We start from the raw sequence: 23418 nt of genomic DNA, 5'->3' as shown, positions 1-23418 counted from the left end.
GGGCGCTGCGTTCAGAGCTCGCCGACGCCGGTGACCCTGATCACCGCGCGGCCCTCCTCGTCGGAGGCCGCGAGGTCGACCTCTGCCGAGATGCCCCAGCCGTGGTCGCCCGCAGGGTCGGCGAAGGTCTGCCGTACGCGCCAGAGCCCGTGCTGCGGCTCCTCCTCGATCATGAGCAGCTTCGGGCCGCGGGCGTCCGGACCGGTGCCGAGGTCGTCGTACTCGTCCCAGTAGGCGTCCATGGCGTCGGCCCATGCGTCCGCGTCCCACCCGGACGCCTCGTCCAGCTCGCCCAGCAGCTCGAACTTGTCCAGGGCGGCCAGCTCCACGCGGCGGAAGAGCGCGTTGCGGACCAGGACGCGGAAGGCCCGGCCGTTCGCGGTGACCGGCTTGACCTGGTCGGCGCGCTCGGCGGCCTCCTCCGCGGTCTCCACCTCGGGGTTGGCCAGCTGCTCCCACTCGTCCAGCAGGCTGGAGTCGACCTGCCGGACCAGCTCGCCGAGCCAGGCCGTCAGGTCCTGGAAGTCCTCGGACTTCAGGTCGTCGGGCACGGTGTGGTCCAGCGCCTTGTACGCACTCGCCAGGTAGCGCAGCACGATGCCCTCGGTCCTGGCCAGCTCGTAGTACGACACGAATTCGGAGAACGTCATCGCGCGCTCGTACATGTCGCGCACCACCGATTTGGGGGACACCGGATGGTCACCGACCCATGGGTGGCTCTTGCGGTACACGCCGTAGGCGTGCAGCAGCAGCTCCTCCAGCGGCTTGGGGTAGGACACCTCCTGCAGCCGTTCCATGCGCTCCTCGTACTCCACGCCGTCAGCCTTCATCGCTGCCACCGCGTCGCCCCTGGCCTTGTTCTGCTGGGCTGCCAGGATCTGCCGCGGGTCGTCGAGCGTCGACTCGACCACCGACACCATGTCCAGCGCGTAGGACGGGGAGTCCGGGTCGAGCAGTTCGAAGGCCGCGAGCGCGAAGGTGGACAGCGGCTGGTTGAGCGCGAAGTCCTGCTGGAGGTCGACGGTCAGCCGGACGATCCTGCCCTCGGCGTCGGGCTCGTCCAGCCGCTCCACCACGCCGCCGTCCAGCAGGGAGCGGTAGATGGCGATGGCCCGGCGGATGTGCCGCAGCTGGGAGCGGCGGTCCTCGTGGTTGTCCTCCAGCAGGCGGCGCATCGCGTCGAAGGCGTTGCCCGGCCGCGCGATGACGGACAGCAGCATCGCGTGGGTGACGCGGAAACGAGAGGTCAGCGGCTCCGGGTCGGAGGCGATGAGCTTCTCGAAGGTGTTCTGCGACCAGTTGACGAAGCCCTCGGGGGCCTTCTTGCGCACCACCTTGCGGCGCTTCTTCGGATCGTCGCCCGCCTTCGCCAGCGCCTTCTCGTTCTCGACGACGTGCTCCGGCGCCTGCGCGACCACGAAGCCCGCGGTGTCGAAGCCGGCCCGGCCCGCCCGTCCCGCGATCTGGTGGAATTCCCTGGCGCGCAGCACCCGCACCCGCTGCCCGTCGTATTTGGTGAGCGCGGTGAAGAGCACGGTGCGGATGGGCACGTTGACACCCACGCCGAGCGTGTCCGTCCCGCAGATCACCTTCAGCAGACCGGCCTGCGCCAGTTTCTCCACCAGCCGGCGGTACTTGGGCAGCATGCCCGCGTGGTGCACCCCGATGCCGTGCCGGACGTAGCGGGACAGGTTGCGGCCGAAGGCGGTGGTGAAGCGGAAGTTGCCGATCAGCTCGGCGATGGCGTCCTTCTCGGCGCGCGAGCACATGTTGATGCTCATCAGCGCCTGGGCCCGCTCCACCGCGGCCGCCTGGGTGAAGTGCACGATGTACACCGGCGACTGGCGGGTCTCCAGCAGTTCGGTGAGCGTCTCGGTGAGTGCGGTCGTCCGGTATTCGTAGCTCAGCGGCACCGGGCGGGTCGCCGAGCGCACCACGGAGGTGGGCCGCCCGGTCCTGCGGGTCAGGTCCTCCTCGAAGCGGGAGACGTCGCCCAGGGTCGCCGACATCAGCAGGAACTGCGCCTGAGGCAGTTCCAGCAGCGGGATCTGCCAGGCCCAGCCGCGGTCCGGCTCGGCGTAGAAGTGGAACTCGTCCATGACCACCTGGCCGACGTCGGCGTCCCGGCCGTCGCGCAGCGCGATCGAGGCGAGCACCTCGGCGGTGCAGCAGATGACCGGCGCGTCCGGGTTCACCGAGGCGTCGCCGGTGAGCATGCCGACGTTCTCGGTGCCGAACAGCTTGCACAGGTCGAAGAACTTCTCCGACACCAGCGCCTTGATCGGCGCGGTGTAGAAGGTGACCTCGTCGCGGGCCAGCGCGGCGAAGTGCGCACCGGCCGCGACCAGGCTCTTTCCGGAGCCGGTGGGGGTGGAGAGGATGACGTTCGCCCCCGAGACCACCTCGATCAGCGCCTCCTCCTGGGCGGGGTAGAGGGTGATGCCCTGCCCTTGCGCCCACGTCGAGAACGCGTCGAAGAGGGCGTCGGGGCCGGGGTCGGAAGGCAGCTGGTCGATAAGGGTCACCCCACCATCTTGCCTGTCCCGGCCGCTCCGGGCGGAACCGGAGGCGCCGCCGGTGATCGCCGACGATATGGTGTGCCGTCGAACCACGCGTCAACTCCGCCTGCGGGCGGCACATTTTGGGGGACGGAGCAGCCTGATGATGGGACCTGCGCATTCACTGTCCGGGGCTGCGGCCTGGCTGGCCGTCGGCGCGGTAGCCGCGGGCCTCGACCATCCGATGCCCTGGCCGACGGTGCTGGTCGGCGCCCTGATCTGCGCGGGCGCGGCGCTCGCCCCGGACCTCGACCACCAGGCGGCGACGATCTCCCGGGCCTTCGGCCCGCTGTCGCGGGGGCTGTGCAAGGTCGTGGACGCCATCGCGCACGCGACCTACAAGGCTACCCGCAAGGCGGGCGACCCGCGCCGGGCCGGCGGCCACCGCACCCTGACGCACACCTGGGTCTGGGCGGTGCTCGTCGGCGGGGGCTTCTCCGCCGCCGCCGTGTACGGCGGACGCTGGGCGGTGCTGGTCATCCTCTTCATCCACATGGTGCTGGCCGTCGAGGGCCTGCTGTGGCGGCAGGCCCGTGGCGCGCACGACGTGCTGGTGTGGCTCCTCGGTGCGACCAGCGCGTGGATGCTCGCCGATGTGCTGGACGACCCGGGCAACGGCAAGGACTGGCTCTTCACCCAACCCGGTCAGCACTACCTGTGGATCGGCCTGCCGATCGTGCTGGGCTCCCTGGTGCACTGCCTCGGCGACGCCCTGACCGTCTCCGGCTGCCCGGTGCTGTGGCCGATACCGATCGGGCGGCGCCGCTGGTACCCGATCGGCCCGCCGAAGTTCATGCGCTTCCGCGCCGGCAGCTGGGTCGAGATCAAGGTTCTCACGCCCGTCTTCTTCGTGGTCGGCGGCGGTTGCGCGCTCGGCGCCCTGGGCGTGCTCGGCTGACACCCGCAGCGCCCGGGCCGTCCGGTGGCGGGCGGCTCCGGCGCCGCCGCGCCGGACCGGTCAGCTGTGCCAGGAACGCCACAGGGCCGCGTAGGCGCCGTCCGCGGCGACGAGCTGGTGGTGGCTGCCCAGCTCGCTGATCCTGCCGTCCTCGACCACCGCGATGACGTCCGCGTCGTGTGCGGTGTGCAGCCGGTGGGCGATGGCGACGACCGTGCGGCCGTCCAGCACCCGCGACAGCGAGCGCTCCAGATGGCGCGCGGCCCGCGGGTCCAGCAGCGAGGTGGCCTCGTCGAGCACCAGCGTGTGCGGGTCGGCCAGCACCAGCCGGGCCAGCGCGAGCTGCTGCGCCTGCGCCGGGGTGAGCACCGAGCCTCCGGAGCCGACCTCGGTGTCCAGGCCGCCGGACAGCGCCCTCGCCCAGTCCTCGGCGTCCACCGCCCGCAGTGCCTCCCACAGATCGCCGTCGGCCGCGTCCGCCCTGGCCAGCAGGAGGTTGTCGCGCAGCGTGCCGACGAAGACGTGGTGCTCCTGGTTGACCAGCGCCACGTGCTCGCGGACGCGTTCGGCGGGCATCCGGGCGAGCTGCGCGCCGCCGAGGGTGACCTCGCCGGTGCGCGGGGCGTAGATCCCGGCCAGCAGCCGGCCCAGCGTGGATTTGCCCGCGCCCGACGGGCCGACCAGCGCGAGCCGGGTGCCCGGGCGCACGTGCAGGCTGACGTCGTGCAGCACGTCGCTGCCGGCGCGGTAGCCGAAGCGCACCTTGTCGGCGGCGACATCGCGGCCCAGCGGGGCGATCCGCTCGTCACCCGCCTCCTCCTCGATCTCGCGGACCCCGACCAGACGGGCCAGCGAGACCTGTGCGACCTGCAGCTCGTCGTACCACCGCAGGATCATGTTGACCGGGTTGATCAGCATCTCGGCGTAGAGCGCGCCGGTGGTCAGCTGGCCCGCGGTCACCCAGCCGTGCAGCGCGAAGGCGCCGCCGATCATCAGGACCGAGGCCAGCACCAGCACATGGGTCGCGTTGATCACGGGGAAGAGGACGGTGCGCAGCCACATCGTGTAGCGCTCCCACGCCACCCACTGCCCGATCCGGGTCCGCGACAGCTCCTCGCGGCGGTTGCCCAGCCCGTGCGCCTCGATGGTGCGCCCCGCGTCGACCGACTCGGTGAGCGCCGCGGCGACGGCGGCGTATCCCGCGGCCTCGGAGCGGTAGCCCTGCGGGGCCCGCCGGTAGTACCAGCGGGCGCCGACGAGCAGCACCGGCAGGGCCACCAGCACCGCCAGGACCAGCGGCGGCGAGGTCACGCAGAGGGCACCCAGCAGAAGCCCCGCCCACACCACGGCGATGGCCAGCTCCGGCACCGCCTCGCGCATCGCGCTCGCCAGCCGGTCGATGTCGGTGGTGATCCGGGACAGCAGGTCGCCCGTCCCCGCCCGCTCCAGCACACCGGGCGGCAGCGACACGGAGCGGACCAGGAAGTCCTCGCGCAGATCGGCCAGCATCCGCTCGCCGAGCATCGCGCCGCGCAGCCGGACCAGGCGGACGAAGAACGCCTGCACCACCAGCGCGGCCAGGAAGAAGGCCACCGCCCGCCCGAGATGCACGTCCCGCCGCCCCTCGGACAGATCCTGGACCATCCCGCCCAGCACGTACGGCCCCACCATCGACGCCAGCACCGACACCGTGTTGACGCCCACCAGCAGGAGGAAGGCACGGCGGTGACGGAGGGCCAGCTCGCGGACGTACGCCCGGACCGTCGCCGGCGAGCCCACCGGGAGGGTGCTGCCCTGCTGCGGCGCTGCCGGATCGTGCTCCGGCGGTCGCACGCCGATCATGCGGACTCCTCCATCGGGACGGTGGGGTGCGCGGCTCCCGTGGGAGCCGGCAGGGCGGCGTGGCCGGCGGTGCCCGCGTCGGGCTCCCGGGTGACGACGGCGCGGTAGCGGGGTTCGGTGCGCAGCAGGTCGTGGTGGCGGCCCGCGGCGACCGCGGTGCCGTCGTCGACGAAGACCACCCGGTCGGCCCGGTCGAGCACCAGCGGGCTGGAGGTGAGGACGACGGTCGTGCGGCCGGCCCGCACCGCGCCGAGGCCGCGGGCGATCCGCGCCTCGGTGTGCGCGTCGACCGCGGACGTCGGCTCGTCCAGCACCAGCACCCCGGGGTCGGCGACCAGCGAGCGGGCCAGGGCAAGCCGCTGCCGCTGACCGCCGGACAGCGACCTGCCGCGCTCGGTGATCCTGGCCCGCATCGGATCCGGCGCCGTCCCCGTCTCCGGCAGCGACTGCACGAGCGACTCCAGCACGTCGCCGCACTGCGCGGCCGTCAGCGCCTCGCCGGGCGTGACGCGCCCGGAGGACGGCACCGCGAGCAGTTCGGCCAGAGTGCCCGACAGCAGCACCGGATCCTTGTCCTGCACCAGCACAGCGGCGCGCGCCACCGCCAGCGGAAGTGCGTCGAGCGGCTGCCCGCCCAGCGTCGCCGAGGGCTCGCCGCCCCGCCCCGACGGGCTGTGCCCGCCGAGCCGGTCGGCGAGCCGCCCCGCGGCGTCCGGGTCGCCGCACACCACGGCGGTGAGCAGGCCGAGGGGAGCGCGGAGCCCGGTCAGCGGGTCGCACAGGTCCCCGGCGGGCTCAGCGCCGCCGGACGCCCCGCCGGAGGGCGCCTCCCCGCCCCTCGACAGCGCCAGCACCCGGGCCGCGCGCTTCGCCGAGGGCCGGGAGAAGGACCAGGCCATGGCGATCTCCTCGAAGTTGCGCAGCGGCATCAGCAGGAAGCCCACCGCGCCGTACACGGTGACCAGCTCGCCCGCCGTGATCTGCCCGTCGAGCGCCAGCCGCGCGCCGTACCAGGCCACGCCGACCAGCAGCAGGCCGGGCAGCAGCGTCTGCACCGCGCTGATCAGCGCCCACATCCGGGCGCTGTGCACCGCGGCGGTGCGCACCTCCTGCGAGGCGCGCCGGTAGCGGTCGAGGAAGAGGTCCTCGCCGCCGATGCCGCGCAGCACCCGCAACCCGGCGACGGTGTCGGACGCCAGCTCGGTGGCTTTGCCTGCCTTCTCCCGCTGGACGTCGGCCCGCCGCGTCGCCGCGGGCAGCAGCGGCAGCGAGGCGAGCGCCAGCACCGGCACCGACGCGGCGACGACGCCGCCCAGCTCGGGCCGGTAGACCAGCAGGGCGACGGTGACCCCCACGGTGGCCAGCAGCGCGGAGGTGAAGCGCGCCAGGGCCTCGACGAACCATCCGATCTTCTCCACGTCGCCGGTGCTGACGGCCACCACCTCGCCGGCCGCGACCTGCCGGGTGAGCACCGCGCCCAGCTCGACGGTCTTGCGGGCCAGCAGCTGCTGGACGCGGGCGGCGACGCTGATCCAGTTCGTCACCGCGGTGCGGTGCAGCATCGTGTCGCCGAGCGCGGTGAGCACCCCGAGCAGCAGCATCAGGGCGCCTGCCGCCACGAGCCGCCTCCCCGAGTGGTCCACCACCGCCTGCACGGCCAGGCCGACGGGAACCGGGAAGGTCGCCACTGCGGCCAGGTGCAGGGTGCCCCAGGCAGTGGCGAGCAGCTGGCCGCGCCACTGCCGAACCTCCAGCCAGAGCAGGAAGCGCGTTCCGGAGCGGACGTCGGGGACACCGGGATCGGACAGCGGAAGATCGCGTAGGGACGGCATGATGTCCTGGGGTCGGAGCGGCGGACGGCGGGCACGGGCGGCTCCCGCGGGCAAGCGGTTCCGCAGGCGGTCGCGGGCGGCCCTGCGGACGCGGAAATCCGGGGCGGAACGGCGGAAAGCGCCCGAAGTGCGGTTCTGAACCGTGCAACCTTCGCGAAGCCACCGGTGCGTGGTCAACAGGTTTTTCCGCCGACCGGGGGCACCTCCGGAGCCGCCGCCCGCCCGGGGCACCCGTACCGGCCGCCCCGTACCAGCCGTCGAGACTCCGGCGGCGGACGCAAGGGGGTGAACCGGACGACGGGCCGTCCGATTCACCCGTACGGAGCAGGAGCGGGCACACTGTGGTCTTCCACCGCTCGTGATCCACAGAGGGGACCCCCACCCATGAAGGGCTTCCGCGCCTTCCTGCTCCGCGGCAACGTCGTCGACCTGGCCGTCGGTATCGTCATCGGCGCCGCCTTCACCGCGCTGGTCAACGGCTTCGTCAAGGCGTTCCTCACGCCCATCGTGGGCCTGGTCAGCGGCGCCACCGGGGACTTCAGCGCCAGGACCTTCCACGCGTCGGGGGTCACCTTCCCCTACGGGGTCTTCATCGACGCCACGATCAGCTTCGTCATCGTCGCGGCCGTCATCTACTTCCTGGTCGTGCTGCCCATGAACCGCATGCAGGAGCGGTTCTTCCCCAAGGCCACGGGCGCGCCGATGCGCGAGTGCCCGGAGTGCCTGACCGCCGTCCCCGCGGCGGCGAAGCGGTGCAGCGCCTGCACCGCGCAGATAGCGCCGACCACGGTGCCGGCGCAGGACGGCACGCCCGACCTCGGGAAGTAGCCCGCTGGGTGTCCGCGGCGCAGCAGTCGCCGGACGCGCCGGACATGCCGCGCGGGGGCTGTGGGGGCTCCGGGGGTCCGCAACCCCGGAGCCCCCGCAGCCCCCGCGTCGTGGGGAGGCGCGGGCCCGCCTCAGCGCGAGTGGCCCGCGCCCTCCGGCTCCTCCTGGTCGAGCACGGCCAGCAGCCGGGTCAGCGCGGCGCGCGCGTCGTCGTCCAGCGGCGAGAGGATCTCCGCCGCCGCCGTCCGGCGGGCCTGCCGCAGCTCCTGCACCGCGCTCCGCCCGCCCTCGGTCAGCTCGATCCTGATCACCCGCCGGTTGGACGGGTCGGGCGCCCGGCGCACCAGCTCCCGCTCCTCCAGCGCGTCCACCAGCGTGGTCACCGCCCGCGGCACCACCTCCAGGCGCTGCGCCAGGTCGGCCATCCGGGGCGGCTCGGCTCCGTGTGCGTCCCAGTGCGAGAGGGCCCGCAGCAGCCGTGCCTGCGCCGGGGTGATGCCCAGCGGCTCCAGCCGGAGGCGCTGCGCGCGGTGCAGCCGGCGGCTCAGGCCCAGCAGCTGGTCGGACAGCCTGCCGGTCAGGTCGTCCTTCCGGTCGGGCCGGTCGGGAGCCGCAGCCGGCGCCGTCCGCGACGGACCGGGTACGGCCGCCTCGGAGGGCACGGGCTCCGCCGCGGGCGCCGGGTCGTGCGAGGCGGCCGTGGCGGGCTCGGCGGTGCGGGTCTCCATGGAATACAGCGTAGCAGAATGAAGTTCATTGTGAGCATAGGTAACAATGACCTACACTCTCCATCGAGAGCCCTGCCGTCGTCTCCCAAGGAGTCCCTTGCGCCCCGACGATCTCACCGACCGGTGGACGCCACCGAAGAAGAAGTCCGGCAAGCCCACCGACGTCCACCGCATCATCCGGCTGTTCCGCCCCTACCGCGGCCGGCTGGCCGTCGTAGGCCTGCTCGTCGCCCTGTCCTCGCTGGTGTCCGTCGCCTCGCCCTTCCTGCTGCGGGCGATCCTGGACACCGCGATCCCGCAGGGCCGCACCGGCCTGCTGAGCCTGCTGGTGCTCGGCATGATCGCCACCGCGGTCGCCAACGGCGTCTTCGGCGTGCTGCAGACCCTGATCTCCACCACCGTCGGCCAGCGGGTCATGCACGACCTGCGCACCGCCGTCTACGCCCGCCTCCAGCGCATGTCGCTGGCCTTCTTCACCCGCACCCGCACCGGCGAGGTGCAGTCGCGCATCGCCAACGACATCGGCGGCATGCAGGCCACCGTCACCTCGACCGCGACGTCGCTGGTCTCCAACGCCACCTCCGTCATCGCCTCCATCGTGGCCATGGCCGCGCTGGACTGGCGGCTGACGATCGTCTCGCTCGTGCTGCTCCCGGCGTTCGTGTGGACGGCCCGCAGGGTCGGCCGCGAGCGCAAGAAGATCGCCACCGAGCGGCAGAAGCAGATGGCGTCGATGTCCGCGATCGTCACCGAGTCGCTGTCGGTCAGCGGCATCCTGCTCGGCCGCACCATGGGCCGCGCCGACTCCCTGACCCGCGACTTCTCCACCGAGTCCGAGCGGCTCGTCGACCTCGAAGTGCGCTCCAACATGCAGGGCCGCTGGCGGATGGCCGTCATCGGCATCGTGATGTCGGCGATGCCCGCGCTGCTCTACTGGGCGGCGGGCCTGGCCACCGGACACGGCGGCCCGGCGGTCTCCATCGGCACCCTGGTCGCCTTCGTTTCGCTGCAACAGGGCCTCTTCCGGCCCACCATCTCGCTGCTGGCCACCGGCGTGCAGGTGCAGACCTCGCTCGCCCTCTTCCAGCGCATCTTCGAATACCTCGACCTGCCGATCGACATCACCGAGCGGCCCGGCGCGCGGGCCCTGGACACGGTCCGCGGCGAGGTCGCCTTCGAGGGCGTCGACTTCTCCTACGACCCCGGCGCCGGTACCGACCCCACGCTGCGCGGCATCGACGTGACCGTGCCCGCGGGCGGCAGCCTGGCCGTCGTCGGCGCGACCGGTTCCGGCAAGAGCACCCTGAGCTACCTGGTGCCCAGGCTCTACGACGTCACCGCCGGCCGGGTCGCCATCGACGGCACGGACGTGCGCGACCTGACCTTCGACACGCTCGCGGCCGCCGTGGGCGTCGTCTCCCAGGAGACGTACCTCTTCCACGCCTCCGTCGCGGAGAACCTGCGCTTCGCCAAACCGGACGCCACCGACGACGAGATCCACGCCGCCGCGAAGGCCGCCCAGATCCACGACCACATCACGGGCCTGCCGGACGGCTACGACACCATGGTGGGCGAGCGCGGCTACCGCTTCTCCGGCGGTGAGAAGCAGCGGCTGGCCATCGCCCGCACCATCCTGCGCGACCCGCCGGTGCTGATCCTCGACGAGGCGACCAGCGCCCTGGACACCCGCACCGAGCAGGCCGTCCAGGACGCGATCGACACCCTCTCCGCCGGCCGCACCACCATCACCATCGCGCACCGGCTCTCCACGATCCGCGACGCCGACCTGATCGTGGTGCTCGACGCCGGGCGGATCGTCGAGCGCGGTACGCACGACGAACTCCTCGCCGCGGACGGCCGCTACGCCGCCCTGGTCCGGCGCGACGCGCACATGGCGACCAGCGCGCCGTGACCGCGACCGGCGGCCCGGGCCGCTACGGCGTCACCAGCACCACGTCGAGGGTACGCGGCCCGTGGACGCCCTCGACCCGGCTCAGCTCGATGTCGCTGGTCGCCGAGGGCCCGGAGATCCAGGTGAGCGGCCGGGCCGGGTCCAGCCGCGGCAGCGCCTGCGGCACCGAGTCGACGACCTGCTCGGGCACCCGCACCACGCACACATGGTGGTCGGGGATGAGCGTGAGCAGCCGGCGGCCCTGGTCAGGACCGGCGTCCAGGACGATCGTGCCGGTCTCGGCGACGGCCACCGCGCACCCGGTCACGACGCTGTCGACCTCGTCCAGCCGGGCGGCAGGCAGCGGGGTGCCGTCGTCCAGGACCTCGACGCCGGCCGCCCCGGACACCCACGCGCGCGGAGCCCGCTCCGGGAGGACGACGCTGCGCGAGCCGCGCTCGGCCAGCAGCCGGGCGACCGTCGCGGGCAGGCTCGCGGCGTCGGTGCGGTGCACCGTGGCGCGGTAGTCGGTCAGGTTCTCGGCGAGCAGGTCCACCCGCTCGTCCGCGGTCCGCTCCGCGTGCACCGTCAGATATCCGCGCTCCGTGCGGTCCTCGCCCGGGGCGCCGCCGTCGGAGGTGACCGCCAGGGCCTGGCGCACCCGGCGCAGGATCTCGGCACGGCTGTCCCCGCTCACTGCTGACCGCCCTTCGGTCCGTCGCCGTCCGCCTGGTGCGCGCCGTCCGCCGGCCGTCCGCCGGCCCGGCGTTCGCGCTGCCGCCACCACTCGCGGAAGGACTGGCCCGGTAGTTCGGGCAGCTCCCGGCTCGCGGTCCATGCCTTCGCCGCCCTGCCGGGCAGTCGGCGCGGGTGCAGGGCCCGGCTGCCCAGCGCGAGCCGCTGCGTGGTGCGCCAGGCCGCGGGGTGGTCCAGGGCCCAGCGTCCGGCCCGCATCGCGGCGCGCTCGGCGGCGTGCCCCTTGGCGGGCTTGATCGTCGTACGGACGCCCGCCCGCGTGACCTCGCCGCCCTCCGCGACCCGTTCGCGCAGGCTCACCAGCACCTCGGGGATGTCGATGGCGACCGGGCAGACCTCGTAGCAGGCCCCGCACAGCGAGGAGGCGTAGGGGAGCGACGCGTCCAGCGCGGTGCCCGTCCCCCGCAGCTGCGGGGTGAGGATGGCGCCGATAGGACCGGGATAGGCCGAGCCGTACGCGTGGCCGCCGGCCCGCTCGTACACCGGGCAGACGTTGAGGCAGGCCGAGCAGCGGATGCAGCGTAGCGCCTGCCGCCCGGTGGCGTCCGCGAGGGTGTCGGTGCGCCCGTTGTCGAGCAGGACGAGGTGGAAGGTGCCCGGGCCGTCGCCGTCGGTGGTGCCGGTGAAGGTGCTGGTGTACGGGTTCATGCGCTCGGCGGTGGAGGACCGCGGCAGCGTCTGCAGGAAGATCTCCAGATCCCGCCAGGTGGGCACGACCTTCTCGATGCCGGCGACGGTGATCAGCGTCTCCGGCACGGTCAGGCACATCCGGCCGTTGCCCTCGGACTCCAGGACGACCACGGTCCCGGTCTCGGCGACCATGAAGTTGGCGCCGGAGACGGCGACCTTGGCCCGCAGGAACTTCTCCCGCAGGTGCAGCCGCGCCGCCTCGGCGAGTTCGCCGGGGCTGTCGCCGAGCCCCTCGGGGGCGGGCCTGCCCCAGCGGCCCATCTGCCCGGTGAAGGTGTCGCGGATCTGCCGCCGGTTCTTGTGGATGGCCGGCACCAGGATGTGCGACGGGCGGTCGTCGGCGAGCTGCACGATCAGCTCGGCCAGATCCGTCTCGTACGCGGTGATGCCCGCCTCGGCCAGCGCCTCGTTGAGTTCGATCTCCTGCGTGGCCATCGACTTGACCTTGACGACCTCGGTCTCGCCGGTCTCCTGGACGAGCCGGGTCACGATCCGGTTGGCCTCGGCGGCGTCTGCGGCCCAGTGGACGGTGCCGCCCGCCGCGGTGACCGCGGACTCCAGCTGCAGCAGGTAGTGGTCGAGGTGCCGCAGGGTGTGGTCCTTGACGGCAGCGCCCGCCGCGCGCAGCTCGGCCCAGTCGCCGAGCTCGGCGACCGCGGCGGCGCGTTTGGCGCGGATGGTGTGCGTGGCGTGCCGCAGGTTTGCCCGCAGCTGGGTGTCCCTGGTCGCGGGCGCGGCGGCGTGCGGGAAGGTCGGCAGGCCCAGGTAGGTGGAGTTCATCGGACCTCTTCCGTCCCGCGGCCGGGCTTTTGCGGCGCAATGTGCCGCGCCTGTGCGTCGGGCGCCCGGTACGGCTCCTCGCGGGTCGAGGCAAGCACCTCGGCCAGGTGCACGGTGTGCATCGGCGATCCGTCCCGGCGCAGGATGCCGTCCAGGTGCATCAGGCAGGAGTTGTCCGCCCCGCACAGCAGGCCGGCGCCGGTGCGCCGGGCGTTGGCGGTCTTGTCGCGGCCCATCGCGGCCGACACGTCGGGGTTCTTGACCGCGAAGGTGCCGCCGAAGCCGCAGCACTCCTCGGCCCCCGGCAGCTCGCGCAGCTCCAGGCCCGCCACGGCGTCCAGCAGCTTGCGCGGCCGGTTGCCCAGCCCCAGCACGCGCAGCCCGTGGCAGGAGGGGTGGTAGGTCACCGTGTGCGGGAAGTACGCGCCCACGTCCGTGACATCCAGTACGTCCACCAGGAATTCGGTGAGCTCGTACGTCTTGGCCGCCAGCGCGGCCGCGGCCCGCTCCAGCCCGTCGCCGCGGCCCTCGGTCTTCGCCTTCGCGCCGATCCGCGGGTAGTTGTCGCGCACCATGGCCGCGCAGGAGCCCGAGGGGGTGACGACGTGGTCGTACTCCTCGAACGCCGCCGCCGTGCGCAGCACCAGCGGCTCGGTCTCCCGCCGGTAGCCGGTGTTGAACTGCGGCTGCCCGCAGCACGACTGGGCTGTCGGGAAATCCACGGTCACGCCCAGCCGCTCCAGCAGACGCACCGTCGCCCGGCCCGTGCCGGGATAGAGCAGGTCGTTCACGCAGGTCACGAAAAGCGCTACGCGCATGGGTCCTCCGCGCCGCACCGGCGCGGGCCGGGCTGATCTCGATCACGCATGCGCCCATCCTGCCGCAGACTCCTTCCCGGGGGAAGGAGACATCCGATGTTTATTGCCTCGTTGTGGCAGAAGCAGCGGGAAACGCCCTGCGGGAGCACCCCTCGGGCAAGGATGCCCGGGGCGCGGGGCTCAGCGCGCCGGCTCGAGCGCGGGACCCGGGGCGGAGTCGGTGTCCGGTGCCCGGCCGGCCAGCAGCGCCCGGATCTCGCGTACGGCGGTGCGGCCCGCGCGGTTGGCGCCGACCGTGCTCGCCGAGGGCCCGTAGCCGACCAGGTGGATCCGCGGGTCCTTGACGACCCGGGTGCCCTCCACCCGGACGCCGCCTCCCGGCTCCCGCAGCCGCAGCGGTGCGAGGTGGTCGAGCGCCGCACGGAAACCGGTCGCCCACAAGATCACGTCGGCGTCCAGTGTGCCTCCGTCGTCCCAGGCCACCCCGTGCGGCGTGATGCGGTCGAACATCGGCCGGCGGCGCAATATGCCGCGCTCCACCGCCTGCTGAACCGACTCGGTCGCCGCCAGCCCCGTCACGCTCACCACGCTCTGCGGCGGCAGCCCCCGGCGCACCCGCTCCTCGACGCGCGCCACCGCCTCGCGGCCCCAGTCCTCGTCGAACGGCGTCTCGCGGAAGACCGGCGGACGGCGCGTCACCCATGTCGTGCGCGCCACCTCCGCCAGCTCGATCAGCAGCTGCACCGCCGAGGTGCCGCCGCCTGCCACGACGACGTGCCGGCCCGCGAACTCCGCGGCCCCGCGGTAGCCGGCGGTGTGCAACTGGCGGCCCAGGAAGGTCTCCTGGCCGGGGTAGTACGGCACGAAGGGCCGGTCCCAGGTGCCGGTCGCGTTGATCAGCGCCCGGGCCGCCCAGGTGCCCGCGTCCGTCTCGACCAGCAGCCGGCCGCCGCCGTCGCGTACCGCCGTGACGTCCACCGGGCGGCGCACCCGCAGGCCGAACGCCCGCTCGTAGGCGGCGAAGTACCCGGCCACCACCTCGGCGGACGGCCGCTCCGGGTCCGCGTCCCCGAGCGGCATGCCCGGCAGCTCGTGCACCCGGTGCGCCTTGCCGTAGGTCAGCGACGGCCAGCGGTACTGCCAGGCACCCCCGGCGCCGGGGGAGTGGTCCAGCATCACGAAGCCGCTGCCCGGCTCCAGGCCGGAGCGGCGCAGGAAATACCCCGCCGACAGCCCGGCCTGCCCCGCGCCGACGACCGCCACCTCGACCTCGCGCACCGCATCGTCCATGCAGACGGCAACGGCACGGACCCGGCAATCCTTCCCAGGGCTCGGCGACCGCGCTCCAGGATGCCCGCGGCCCCGGAGGTCCTACTCCGGCATCCGGGGCTCGGACGCCCAGCGGCGCAGCCGGGCCACCCGCTCCGCCGCCTCCTCCAGCCGCTGCTGGGGGAGGTCGCCGTCCGCCACCGCGCGCGCCGCGGCGGCGTGGATCGCGTCCCGCACCCCGGCGCCGCTCGACGGCCCGAGACGCACCAGGTCCACCCCGGCGATCCAGGCCAGCACCGCGGCCCCCGGCACCCCCCAGCCGTCGACGATCGCCGGCCGGTCCAGCGTGTCGCTCAGCACGACCCCGCGGTACCCCAGCTCGCCGCGCAGCACGCCGGTCACGGCGCGGGCACTGAGCATCGCGGGCACCTCCTCGTCGCCGGGCGCGGGCGCGTGGCCCGCGGTGATGGCCCGTACTCCGGCGGCGGCGCCCTCCGCGAAGGGGCGCAGGCTGGTCGCGCCGCCCGCGGTGAAGGGGCCGAGCGCCGCGGCGACGCCGTGCGTCTGGAGGTCGGTGACGAAAACCCGGGTGTCGTCGGCCCGCGCACCCGGGCGTACGGCCAGGTGCAGGTTCGCGCCCGCCGCGACGAGTTCGGCCGCCGCAGCGCAGCCGTCGGTGCGGGCCGCGTGCTCCGGGCGGCGGGTCGGGGGCGGGCCCGCGTGGCCGGTGAGGGCGTCCGGCAGCGCCGCCTTGAGCGCCTCGGCCGTCACGCGGGCCGCAGGGCCCCGGACGTCCACGGCGGCGCCGGGGGCGCCGTTCTCCAGGCTGTGCAGGACCCAGTCGGGCAGCCGCCCGCCGCGTCCCCGTACGGTGGGCAGCAGGCAGGAGTCGACCAGTGCGGTGAGCCGGCGCAACGCGAATACCCCCCTCCGGGCCGCGGCCTTGGGCCGGACGGTGGTCCGGGTCCGCAGAATGGTACAGACCAATCCCCGTCTCCGGCAACGATCCCCTCGCCGACCAGCTCCTCGGCTGCCCGGCCGTGCCCGGAACGGGCACCGAACGCGCCAACGGCCCGCCGCCGGGCGGCCGTACCCCGGGTGAAGGCGCACGGCGGGTGAAGGCGCACGGCGGGCGGGGCACAATGGCCTTATGGGTGATCGTTTCCGTTCCCGCGTGATCGACGTGGCCACCGGCTCGGCAGAGACCGTGCACGACCTGACAGCAGAGTGTGCGGCCTTCCTGCGGGAGGCGGCCGCCGGCCGCGACGGCCTGCTCAACGTGTTCGTGCCGCACGCCACCGCGGGGGTCGCCGTCATCGAGACCGGCGCGGGCAGCGACGACGACCTGCTGGCCGCCCTGCGCGACCTGCTCCCCGCCGACGACCGCTGGCGCCACCGGCACGGCGCCCCCGGCCACGGCCGCGACCACGTCCTGCCCGCCCTGGTCCCGCCGCACGCGACCCTCCCGGTGCTCGGCGGCGCCCTGGAACTGGGCACCTGGCAGTCCGTGGTGCTGGTCGACACCAACAGGGACAACCCCCGCCGCCAGGTCCGGCTGAGCTTCCTCGGCTGACGGCTGACGGCTGACGGCTGACGGCTGACGCCCGGCACCGGGTGCGGCGCCCCGCCCGCGGCCCCCGGCCGGCCCGTGGAGCAGCTCAGCCCCCGGGCCGCCCGGTGGCCAGGAAGTCCGCAAGGTCGTAGCGCACCGGCTCCTCCAGCTGGGCATACGTGCACTGCTCCGGCTCGCGGTCCGGGCGCCACCTGCGGAACTGCGCGGTGTGCCGGAAGCGGTCCCCCTGCATGTGGTCGTAGGCGACCTCCAGGACGCGCTCGGGGCGCAGCGGCAGCCACGACAGGTCCTTCTTGCCCGTCCAGCGGCTCGGACCGCCGGGGAGCCGGCTCGCGCCCTGCGCCTCCTCGCTCGTCCAGTCCTGCCACGGGTGCCCGGCCACCGAGTCCATGAGCAGCGGGGCCAGTTCCTCCATGAGCTGGGCACGGCGGCGCATCGGGAAGGACGCGCAGACGCCGACGTGCTGGAGGCGGCCGGCACCGTCGTACAGGCCGAGCAGCAGCGAGCCGACGACCGGCCCGCTCTTGTGCTGGCGCAGGCCCGCGACCACGCAGTCCGCGGTGCGCTCGTGCTTGACCTTGACCAGGACCCGCTCGCCGGGCCGGTAGGGCAGTTGCGGCGGCTTGGCCACGATGCCGTCCAGGCCCGCGCCCTCGAAGCGGTCGAACCAGTCCTCGGCGAGCGCCGTGTCGGCGGTGGCGGGCGCGGTGAAGACCGGCGCGTCCGCGTCCCGCAGTGCCGCCGTCAGCGCGTCCCGGCGGGCGGTCTGCGGCTCCGCCATCAGCGACCGGTCGTCCAGGGCGAGCAGGTCGAAGGCGACGAAGCTCGCGGGCGTCACCTCCGCCAGATGGCGTACCCGCGACTCGGCCGGGTGGATGCGCTCCAGCAGCGCGTCGAAGTCCAGGCGCCCCTCCCGGGCGATGACGATCTCGCCGTCCAGCACGCAGCGCCGGGGGATCCGGCTCCGCAGTGCCTCGACCACCTCGGGGAAATACCGGGTGAGCGGTTTGGTGGAGCGGCTGCCCAGCTCGATCTCGTCGCCGTCGCGGAAGACGACCGCCCGGAAGCCGTCCCATTTCGCCTCGTACTGCATGCCCGGCGGAATGGCCTTCGCGGGCTTGGCGAGCATCGGCTGCACTGGGGGCATCACCGGCAGGTCCATGCTCCGATTGTGCGCGCGGGCGGCGCCCCGGGCGCGGTGGCGGGCCGTCCGGCCTAGCGTGGGAGGCATGGCAGAGACGCTGGAGCTGACCGTCGGCGAGCGCACCGTGCGCGTCTCGCACCCGGACAAGGTCTACTTCCCGCAGCGCGGCCTCACCAAGGCCGATCTGGTGCGCTACTACCTCGCTGTCGGCGACGGCGTCCTGCGGGCGCTTCGGAACCGCCCCACCACGATGGAGCGCTACGTCGACGGCGTCGAGGGCGAGTCGTTCTTCCAGAAGCGCGCCCCGAAGAACCTCCCCGAATGGATCCCGACCGGCCGGATCGCCTTCCCCAGCGGCCGCTACGCCGACGAGATCTGCCCCACCGAGGTGGCCGCCGTGCTGTGGGCGGCCAACCTCGGCACCTTCACCTTCCACCCCTGGCCGGTCCGCCGCGGCGACACCGAGCACCCCGACGAGCTGCGCATCGACCTCGACCCGCAGCCCGGCACCGGCTTCGACGACGCGGTGCGCGCCGCCCTGCAGCTGTGCGATGTGCTCGACGGGCTGGGCCTGCGGGGCTGGCCCAAGACCTCCGGCGGGCGCGGGCTGCACGTGTTCGTGCCGATCGCGCCCGAGTGGACCTTCGTGCAGGTGCGCCGCTCGGCCATCGCGGTCGCGCGCGAGCTGGAGCGGCGCGACCCCGAGCACATCACCACGGCCTGGTGGAAGGAGCAACGCGGCGAGAAGATCTTCGTCGACTACAACCAGACGGCGCGCGACCGCACCATCGCCAGCGCGTACTCCGTACGCCCCTTCGCGCACGCTCCGGTGTCCGCGCCGCTGCGCTGGGAGGAGCTGACCGAGGTCGCGCCGGCCGATTTCGACCTGGTCACCATGCCCGCCCGGTACGCCGAGCTGGGCGATCTGCACGCCGACATGGACGACCACGCCTTCCGCCTCGACGCGGCCCTCGACCTCGCCGACCGCGACGAGCGCGAGCACGGGCTCGGAGACCTGCCGTACCCGCCCGAGCACCCGAAGATGAAGGGCGAGCCCAAGCGCGTCCAGCCCAGCCGGGCGAGGAAGCCCGCGGACTGACGGGCGCCGCCCCCGCCGGTCTCACGCCCTCGGCGGATGGCGGAAATCGTCACAAGGCTGTCCTTGCCGCCATGACGGCCGCCGCCGAGGATGGACACATGACCCGCCGGACCGTCGTCTTCGCCGTCTTCCCCGGCTTCCAGATGCTCGACCTCGCCGGGCCGCACGAGGTGTTCGTGCAGGCCGGGCAGCGGGCCGAGCGCGCCGGGAGACCGGGGACGACGGTCCGCACGGTGGCCGCGGCACCCGGCCCGGTCGCGTCCAGCGGCGGCCTCGCGGTCTCCCCGACCCTGACCACACGCGAGTTCACCGGCCCGGTGGACACCCTCGTGGCCGTCGGCGGTGGAGGCGTCCACGAGGCCTGCGCGGACCGGGAGTTCGTCGACTGGTTCGCCGCCACCGCGCGCCGGGCCCGGCGTACCGCCTCGGTGTGCAGCGGCGCCTTCCTGCTCGGCGCCGCCGGGCTGCTGGACGGGCGGCGGGCGGTCACCCACTGGTCGTCGTGCGCGCTGCTGGCCGAGCGGTATCCGCAGGCTGTCGTCGACCCCGACCCGATCTTCGTACGGGACGGCGACCTGTGGACGTCCGCGGGCGTCACCGCCGGGATGGACCTCGCCCTCGCCATGGTCGAGGCCGACGACGGGCCCGAGGTGTCGCGGGCCATCGCCCGGCAGCTGGTGATGTTCGTGCAGCGCCCAGGCGGCCAGGCGCAGTTCAGCGCGCAGCTCGCCGCCCAGCGGCCGGCCCGGCAGCCGCTGCGCGAGGTCCTGGACTGGATCGCCGACCACCTCTGCGACGACCTCGGCGTGCCGGCCCTCGCCGCCCGGGCGGGTATGAGCGAGCGCAACTTCACCCGCGTCTTCCGCTCCGAGACCGGCCGCACCCCGGCCGCGTACGTCGAGAGCGCCCGCGTCGAGGCCGCCCGCCGGCTGCTGGAGTCCACCGGCACCCCGCTGGACGCCGTAGCCCGCAGTTGCGGCTACGGCACCGTGGCCACGCTGCACCGCAGCTTCAAACGCTCCGTCCGGGTGACACCCGGCGAATACCGGCGGCGCTTCGCCCCGCACACCGCCGCGGACTGAACCCCCGTCCGCCCAGGAACCGCCGTACGGGCACCGCGCGGCGCCGTCCGGCCGTCCCGCATGCCCGCAGCACCCGCGACGGGCCCTCTCCCCGTACCGCACCCACCACTCCACCGGCTCCACCGGCCAGGAAAGGCAGACCGCCATGCGCATCGTCTTCCCGCTCTTCGACGGCTTCACGGCGCTCGACGCCGTCGGCCCCTACGAGGTCCTGCGGAATCTGCCGGACGCCGACATCGTCTTCGCCGCCCCGGCGGCGGGACCGGTCACCGACGGTGCGGGCCGGCTCGTCCTCACCGCCGACGCGGTCTTCGACGACATCGCCGCCGCCGACGTGCTGGTGGTCCCCGGGGGGCCCGGTGCGCGCGCGAACACCGGGAACGCACGGCTTCTCGACTGGATCCGTTCCGTCCACGCCACCACCGCCTGGACCACCTCGGTGTGCACGGGCTCGCTGCTGCTGGGCGCCGCCGGACTGCTCGCCGGGCTGCGCGCGACGACCCACTGGAGCGCCGCCGGCCTGCTGGAGTCCTACGGGGCCGTCCACACCGAGCAGCGGGTCGTCGAGCAGGGCCGGATCATCACGGCAGCCGGGGTCTCCTCCGGCATCGACATGGCGCTGCGGCTCGCCGAGCTGATCGCGGGCCCCGTCGCGGCCCAGGCCATCCAGCTCGCGATCGAGTACGACCCGCAGCCGCCCTTCGACGCCGGCTCCTGGAACAAGGCGCCGCAGGCCGCGAAGGACTACCTGGCGGCCCGCTGACCGCCCTCCTCCGGCGCGCCGGCCGCTCCGGTCCCTTCCGGGGCGGCCGGTCCCGGCTCCGTCGCGAGCGACTCGACGAGCGGCAGCAGCCGGTGCGCGACGCGCTCGCTCAGGGCTATCTCGGTGCGGATCCGCACCACGCCCGGCAGTCGGCCCAGCCGCTGGATGACCGCTTCCAGATGCCCGTTGTCGCGCGCCACCACCCGGGTCAGCAGATCACCGCCGCCACCCGCGACCGAGAACGCCTCGACGATCTCCGGCACCGCGGCCAGCGCCTCGCCCGCCTCGTCCAGGTGCCCGCGGGCGACCTCCAGCCGTACGAAGGCCAGCACCGGGTGGCCCAGCGCGGCGGGGGAGACCCGCGGGCCCGCGACGGTGATGACCTCGTCGCGTTCCAGCCGTTCCAGCCGGGCCTGCAGGGTGCCGCGGGCAACGCCCAGGATGCGGGCGTATCCGCGGACGCTCGTACGGGGCTGGTCGAGCATCAGCCGCACTATGCGGGCGTCCAGGGCGTCGAAGGGCATGGTGCGGCCGTACTCCTTGCGGGTGGAGGGTGATCGTCGGGGATCTCATGATCACCGTACTGACGGCGCCCGGTGGACCGGCTACTTTGAGCCATCGCCGCTGTGAACGGCCGCCCGCGCCGCCCAACGGCCCCCGGCAGCCGCCGCATCGGCGGGCCACCGGCGGGCGACAGACGGCCCCCGGGCGCGACGCGACCGCCGCGAGGCACTACTCTCGGCCGCCGTACAGACAACAGGCGGAAGAGGTACGGCAGTGGCCGGGCACGCATACATCGGTTCGTTCACTTCGGGGGGCGGGCGCGGCCTCACCACGGCCGCCGTCGACCCGGGGACGGGAGCGCTCACCACGCTCGGCGCCCCCACCGCCGACGTGGTCAACCCGTCTTTCCTCGCGTTGTCACCCGATGGAGGGACGCTCTACGCGGTGAGCGAGACCGACCCCGAGGGCGCCGCCGCCGCCTTCTCCCTCGCCGACCCGGCCGCGCCGGCGCTCATCGGCGGCCCCGTCGCGGTGCAGGGCGGCTCGCCGACCCACCTGGCCGTCCACAAGGGCCACCTGCTGACCGCCAACTACTCGGCGCCCGGCAGCGTCAGCGTGCTCGCGATCCGCGCCGACGGCGGGCTCGACGTGCTGCGCTCGGTGCTGGAGCACGAGGGCGACGGCCCCAACCCGCAGCGCCAGGAGGGCCCGCACGCGCACGCCGTGCTGCCCGACCCGACCGGCCGCTGGGCGGTCAGCGTCGACCTGGGCACCGACTCGCTGCGGGTCTGCGAACTCGACGCCGCCATCGGCGAGCTGGAGATCGAACGCGAACTCGGACTGCGCTCCGGCATCGGCCCGCGGCACCTCGCCTTTCACCCGGACGGGCGGCACGTGTACGTCATGAACGAGCTGGACTCCGTGGTCACCGTGTGCGGCTGGGACGCCGAACGCGGCAGCCTGCGCCCGCTGTCCGAGACCCGGGTGCTGCCGGAAGGCACCGAGGGCGAGAACTACCCCTCGGAGCTGGTGGTCTCCGCGGACGGGAGCTTCGCGTGGGCCGCCAACCGCGGCCACAACAGCATCGCCGTCCTTGCCGTGCACGACGGCGGCGAGCGGCTCGAACTCCTCGACACCGTCGGCTGCGGCGGTGACTGGCCGCGTCACCTCACCCTCGACCCAGGGGGCGCCCGGCTCTACGCGGCCAACGAGCGCTCGGGCGACGTCACCTGGTTCGACGTCGACCCGGCCACCGGCATCCCCAAGCAGGCCGGCTCCCTCGACGTGCCGGCCGCGTCCTGCGTTGTCTTCGGCTGACCCCGCCGGCCCCGCCGCGGAGCCGGGCCCCGCGGAACGCACGAGCCGGGTGGCCCCGGCAGGGACCGCCCGGCTGCGGACGTGCGTACGGACTGCGGCCGCGCGCTCTCAGCGCATCGGCACGCCGCTGCCCTGCTGCGGCATGGGCAGACCCAGCGCCGCCGCATACTGTGTGACGACCAGCTTGCCGACCGCCGGGTAGGGGCCCAGCGCGTCCGCGGCGGAGCAGCCCGCCTCGGCGGCGGCGGTGTGCAGCACCTGCGGGGCGATCTCCGGGCCGATCAGGCACGGCGCGAGCGCCAGCGTGTCGGAGCCCGAGGACCGCAGCTGCTCGGCGGCGGAGGCGACGGAGCCGTCCTCGTCGAGCGCGGCCGCCAGCACCGGGACCGCGAGCCGGGCGGCGAGCAGCAGCCCGGTCACCCCGGCGGCCTGCGCGGCCTCCTCGCCGCCGACCGTCGCGAGGATGATGCCGTCCGCGGCGGTCGCCACCGTGAACAGCCGCGCCCGGTCGGCGCGCGCCAGCCCGGCCTCGGACAGCCGGACGTGCAGCGCCTCGGCGAGCAGCGGGTGCGGGCCCAGCACGTCGGTCAGCTCGACCTGCGCCTTGCTGTCGGCGACGGCCTGCCGTACGCGTCGCAGGACCGACGCCTCGGGACCGGCCAGCAGCGGCACCACGACCGCCGAGACGTCCTCACCGGCCCGCTCGACGGCCACCTGGTCGAGCACGCTGCGCAGCGAGGGGAAGTCGGCGTCCTCCGCGTCGGCCCCGTCGACGAAGCCGATCCGCGGGTCCAGCCCGGACAGCTCGGAACGCGCGATGCTGACGACCTCCTCGGCCAGGCTCAGCGCGGCCGTCGAGGGGGTGCCGGGAACGGCGAGGACCAGCACCGGGGCGCCCTCGGGCGCGGACAGCGCCTCGGGCCGGCGGTGCCGTCCGGTCTGGCGCGGGCGCGGCATACGAACAGGGAGACCGGAGGCGGGACCGCCTGTGGTAGTGCTCATGGCGTGGCATGCTAACGCCTCGCGGCGCCCGGCCGTCCAGCCGG

General features: G+C 74.1%; 20 protein-coding genes. 8 read left to right on the top strand and 12 right to left on the bottom strand.

Annotation, left to right across the window (positions count from 1 at the left end; genetic code table 11):
• Nucleotides 1-11: 11 nt before the first annotated feature.
• The gene (locus IH54_RS0106860) at nucleotides 12-2525 is read right to left on the bottom strand and encodes a DEAD/DEAH box helicase (RefSeq protein WP_031513840.1); all 2514 of its coding nucleotides are present in this window, start codon (nucleotides 2523-2525) and stop codon (nucleotides 12-14) included.
• Nucleotides 2526-2661: 136 nt separating this feature from the next.
• Here IH54_RS0106860 and IH54_RS0106855 point away from each other — a divergent pair, with 136 nt between their 5' ends.
• Nucleotides 2662-3456 (top strand): metal-dependent hydrolase, encoded by a 795-nt coding sequence (locus tag IH54_RS0106855; RefSeq protein WP_031513838.1) that lies wholly within the window; start codon nucleotides 2662-2664, stop codon nucleotides 3454-3456.
• A 60-nt stretch (nucleotides 3457-3516) separates the two neighbouring features.
• Here the strand turns inward: IH54_RS0106855 and IH54_RS0106850 are convergent, their stop codons facing one another.
• Both IH54_RS0106850 and IH54_RS0106845 read right to left on the bottom strand, forming a co-directional pair.
• Nucleotides 3517-5298 (bottom strand): ABC transporter ATP-binding protein, encoded by a 1782-nt coding sequence (locus tag IH54_RS0106850; RefSeq protein ID WP_031513836.1) that lies wholly within the window; start codon nucleotides 5296-5298, stop codon nucleotides 3517-3519.
• Nucleotides 5295-7130 carry an ABC transporter transmembrane domain-containing protein gene (locus IH54_RS0106845; protein ID WP_052397147.1) on the bottom strand — a complete coding sequence of 612 codons (1836 nt, stop codon included), beginning with the start codon at nucleotides 7128-7130 and terminating at the stop codon, nucleotides 5295-5297. Before IH54_RS0106845 ends, IH54_RS0106850 begins: the two co-directional genes overlap by 4 nt.
• Before the next feature lie 384 nt (nucleotides 7131-7514).
• On the opposite strand from IH54_RS0106845, the gene mscL reads away from it, so the two are divergent.
• On the top strand, nucleotides 7515-7958 hold the full coding sequence (mscL, locus tag IH54_RS0106840) for a large conductance mechanosensitive channel protein MscL (protein ID WP_031513832.1): 444 nt from the start codon (nucleotides 7515-7517) through the stop codon (nucleotides 7956-7958).
• 131 nt (nucleotides 7959-8089) lie between these two features.
• Here mscL and IH54_RS0106835 read toward each other — a convergent pair whose 3' ends face one another.
• Nucleotides 8090-8686, bottom strand: a complete 597-nt coding sequence (locus IH54_RS0106835; protein ID WP_078861989.1) for a MarR family transcriptional regulator — start codon at nucleotides 8684-8686, stop codon at nucleotides 8090-8092.
• 97 nt (nucleotides 8687-8783) lie between these two features.
• On the opposite strand from IH54_RS0106835, the gene IH54_RS0106830 reads away from it, so the two are divergent.
• Nucleotides 8784-10598, top strand: a complete 1815-nt coding sequence (locus IH54_RS0106830; RefSeq protein WP_031513828.1) for an ABC transporter ATP-binding protein — start codon at nucleotides 8784-8786, stop codon at nucleotides 10596-10598.
• Nucleotides 10599-10620: 22 nt separating this feature from the next.
• On the opposite strand, the gene IH54_RS0106825 is transcribed toward IH54_RS0106830, so the two are convergent.
• From IH54_RS0106825 to IH54_RS0106805, 5 genes are all read right to left on the bottom strand, one after another.
• Entirely contained in the window at nucleotides 10621-11274 is a 654-nt protein-coding gene (locus IH54_RS0106825) for a LutC/YkgG family protein (protein ID WP_031513825.1), read from the bottom strand.
• On the bottom strand, nucleotides 11271-12803 hold the full coding sequence (locus IH54_RS0106820; protein WP_043180023.1) for a lactate utilization protein B: 1533 nt from the start codon (nucleotides 12801-12803) through the stop codon (nucleotides 11271-11273). The genes IH54_RS0106825 and IH54_RS0106820 overlap by 4 nt, the downstream gene beginning before the upstream one ends.
• On the bottom strand, nucleotides 12800-13621 hold the full coding sequence (locus IH54_RS0106815; protein WP_078861987.1) for a (Fe-S)-binding protein: 822 nt from the start codon (nucleotides 13619-13621) through the stop codon (nucleotides 12800-12802). Before IH54_RS0106815 ends, IH54_RS0106820 begins: the two co-directional genes overlap by 4 nt.
• A 180-nt stretch (nucleotides 13622-13801) precedes the next feature.
• Complete coding sequence (locus tag IH54_RS0106810) at nucleotides 13802-14911, bottom strand: NAD(P)-binding domain-containing protein (protein ID WP_043180017.1); 1110 nt, start codon at nucleotides 14909-14911, stop codon at nucleotides 13802-13804.
• A gap of 81 nt (nucleotides 14912-14992) precedes the next feature.
• Entirely contained in the window at nucleotides 14993-15805 is an 813-nt protein-coding gene (locus IH54_RS0106805; protein WP_031513813.1) for a glycoside hydrolase family 3 N-terminal domain-containing protein, read from the bottom strand.
• Between the two features lie 235 nt (nucleotides 15806-16040).
• Here IH54_RS0106805 and IH54_RS0106800 point away from each other — a divergent pair, with 235 nt between their 5' ends.
• On the top strand, nucleotides 16041-16463 hold the full coding sequence (locus IH54_RS0106800) for a YjbQ family protein (protein ID WP_031513811.1): 423 nt from the start codon (nucleotides 16041-16043) through the stop codon (nucleotides 16461-16463).
• 85 nt (nucleotides 16464-16548) lie between these two features.
• On the opposite strand, the gene IH54_RS0106795 is transcribed toward IH54_RS0106800, so the two are convergent.
• Complete coding sequence (locus IH54_RS0106795) at nucleotides 16549-17625, bottom strand: ATP-dependent DNA ligase (RefSeq protein WP_031513810.1); 1077 nt, start codon at nucleotides 17623-17625, stop codon at nucleotides 16549-16551.
• 67 nt (nucleotides 17626-17692) lie between these two features.
• Between IH54_RS0106795 and ligD the strand changes: the two genes are divergently transcribed.
• From ligD to IH54_RS0106780, 3 genes are all read left to right on the top strand, one after another.
• Complete coding sequence (gene ligD / locus IH54_RS0106790; protein ID WP_031513808.1) at nucleotides 17693-18706, top strand: non-homologous end-joining DNA ligase; 1014 nt, start codon at nucleotides 17693-17695, stop codon at nucleotides 18704-18706.
• Nucleotides 18707-18804: 98 nt separating this feature from the next.
• A complete protein-coding gene (locus IH54_RS0106785; RefSeq protein WP_031513806.1) occupies nucleotides 18805-19788 on the top strand; it encodes a GlxA family transcriptional regulator in 984 nt (327 codons plus the stop codon).
• A 145-nt stretch (nucleotides 19789-19933) separates the two neighbouring features.
• Nucleotides 19934-20551 carry a DJ-1/PfpI family protein gene (locus IH54_RS0106780; protein ID WP_031513804.1) on the top strand — a complete coding sequence of 206 codons (618 nt, stop codon included), beginning with the start codon at nucleotides 19934-19936 and terminating at the stop codon, nucleotides 20549-20551.
• On the opposite strand, the gene IH54_RS0106775 is transcribed toward IH54_RS0106780, so the two are convergent.
• Nucleotides 20533-21075 carry an Lrp/AsnC family transcriptional regulator gene (locus IH54_RS0106775; protein ID WP_078861985.1) on the bottom strand — a complete coding sequence of 181 codons (543 nt, stop codon included), beginning with the start codon at nucleotides 21073-21075 and terminating at the stop codon, nucleotides 20533-20535. The genes IH54_RS0106780 and IH54_RS0106775 overlap by 19 nt on opposite strands.
• A gap of 253 nt (nucleotides 21076-21328) precedes the next feature.
• Between IH54_RS0106775 and IH54_RS0106770 the strand changes: the two genes are divergently transcribed.
• A complete protein-coding gene (locus IH54_RS0106770) occupies nucleotides 21329-22372 on the top strand; it encodes a lactonase family protein (RefSeq protein WP_031513800.1) in 1044 nt (347 codons plus the stop codon).
• 108 nt (nucleotides 22373-22480) lie between these two features.
• Here the strand turns inward: IH54_RS0106770 and IH54_RS0106765 are convergent, their stop codons facing one another.
• On the bottom strand, nucleotides 22481-23374 hold the full coding sequence (locus tag IH54_RS0106765) for a sirohydrochlorin chelatase (protein ID WP_031513798.1): 894 nt from the start codon (nucleotides 23372-23374) through the stop codon (nucleotides 22481-22483).
• Nucleotides 23375-23418 lie beyond the last annotated feature (44 nt).

It is taken from the genome of Streptomyces sp. NRRL F-5123 (assembly GCF_000721495.1).
Taxonomy (GTDB): Bacteria; Actinomycetota; Actinomycetes; order Streptomycetales; family Streptomycetaceae; genus Actinacidiphila.
This window is presented reverse-complemented; position numbering and strand designations above follow the sequence as displayed.

What these genes read in the sequence shown, in the direction of transcription:
- IH54_RS0106780 (WP_031513804.1), top strand. Translation starts at nt 19,934, where the DNA reads ATGCGCATCGTCTTCCCGCTCTTCGACGGCTTCACGGCGCTCGACGCC.
- mscL (WP_031513832.1), top strand. Translation starts at nt 7,515, where the DNA reads ATGAAGGGCTTCCGCGCCTTCCTGCTCCGCGGCAACGTCGTCGACCTG.
- IH54_RS0106835 (WP_078861989.1), bottom strand. Translation starts at nt 8,686, where the DNA reads ATGGAGACCCGCACCGCCGAGCCCGCCACGGCCGCCTCGCACGACCCG.
- IH54_RS0106785 (WP_031513806.1), top strand. Translation starts at nt 18,805, where the DNA reads ATGACCCGCCGGACCGTCGTCTTCGCCGTCTTCCCCGGCTTCCAGATG.
- IH54_RS0106765 (WP_031513798.1), bottom strand. Translation starts at nt 23,374, where the DNA reads ATGAGCACTACCACAGGCGGTCCCGCCTCCGGTCTCCCTGTTCGTATG.
- IH54_RS0106775 (WP_078861985.1), bottom strand. Translation starts at nt 21,075, where the DNA reads ATGCCCTTCGACGCCCTGGACGCCCGCATAGTGCGGCTGATGCTCGAC.
- IH54_RS0106850 (WP_031513836.1), bottom strand. Translation starts at nt 5,298, where the DNA reads ATGATCGGCGTGCGACCGCCGGAGCACGATCCGGCAGCGCCGCAGCAG.
- IH54_RS0106845 (WP_052397147.1), bottom strand. Translation starts at nt 7,130, where the DNA reads ATGCCGTCCCTACGCGATCTTCCGCTGTCCGATCCCGGTGTCCCCGAC.
- IH54_RS0106810 (WP_043180017.1), bottom strand. Translation starts at nt 14,911, where the DNA reads ATGGACGATGCGGTGCGCGAGGTCGAGGTGGCGGTCGTCGGCGCGGGG.
- ligD (WP_031513808.1), top strand. Translation starts at nt 17,693, where the DNA reads ATGGCAGAGACGCTGGAGCTGACCGTCGGCGAGCGCACCGTGCGCGTC.
- IH54_RS0106795 (WP_031513810.1), bottom strand. Translation starts at nt 17,625, where the DNA reads ATGGACCTGCCGGTGATGCCCCCAGTGCAGCCGATGCTCGCCAAGCCC.
- IH54_RS0106815 (WP_078861987.1), bottom strand. Translation starts at nt 13,621, where the DNA reads ATGCGCGTAGCGCTTTTCGTGACCTGCGTGAACGACCTGCTCTATCCC.
- IH54_RS0106800 (WP_031513811.1), top strand. Translation starts at nt 16,041, where the DNA reads ATGGGTGATCGTTTCCGTTCCCGCGTGATCGACGTGGCCACCGGCTCG.
- IH54_RS0106820 (WP_043180023.1), bottom strand. Translation starts at nt 12,803, where the DNA reads ATGAACTCCACCTACCTGGGCCTGCCGACCTTCCCGCACGCCGCCGCG.
- IH54_RS0106855 (WP_031513838.1), top strand. Translation starts at nt 2,662, where the DNA reads ATGATGGGACCTGCGCATTCACTGTCCGGGGCTGCGGCCTGGCTGGCC.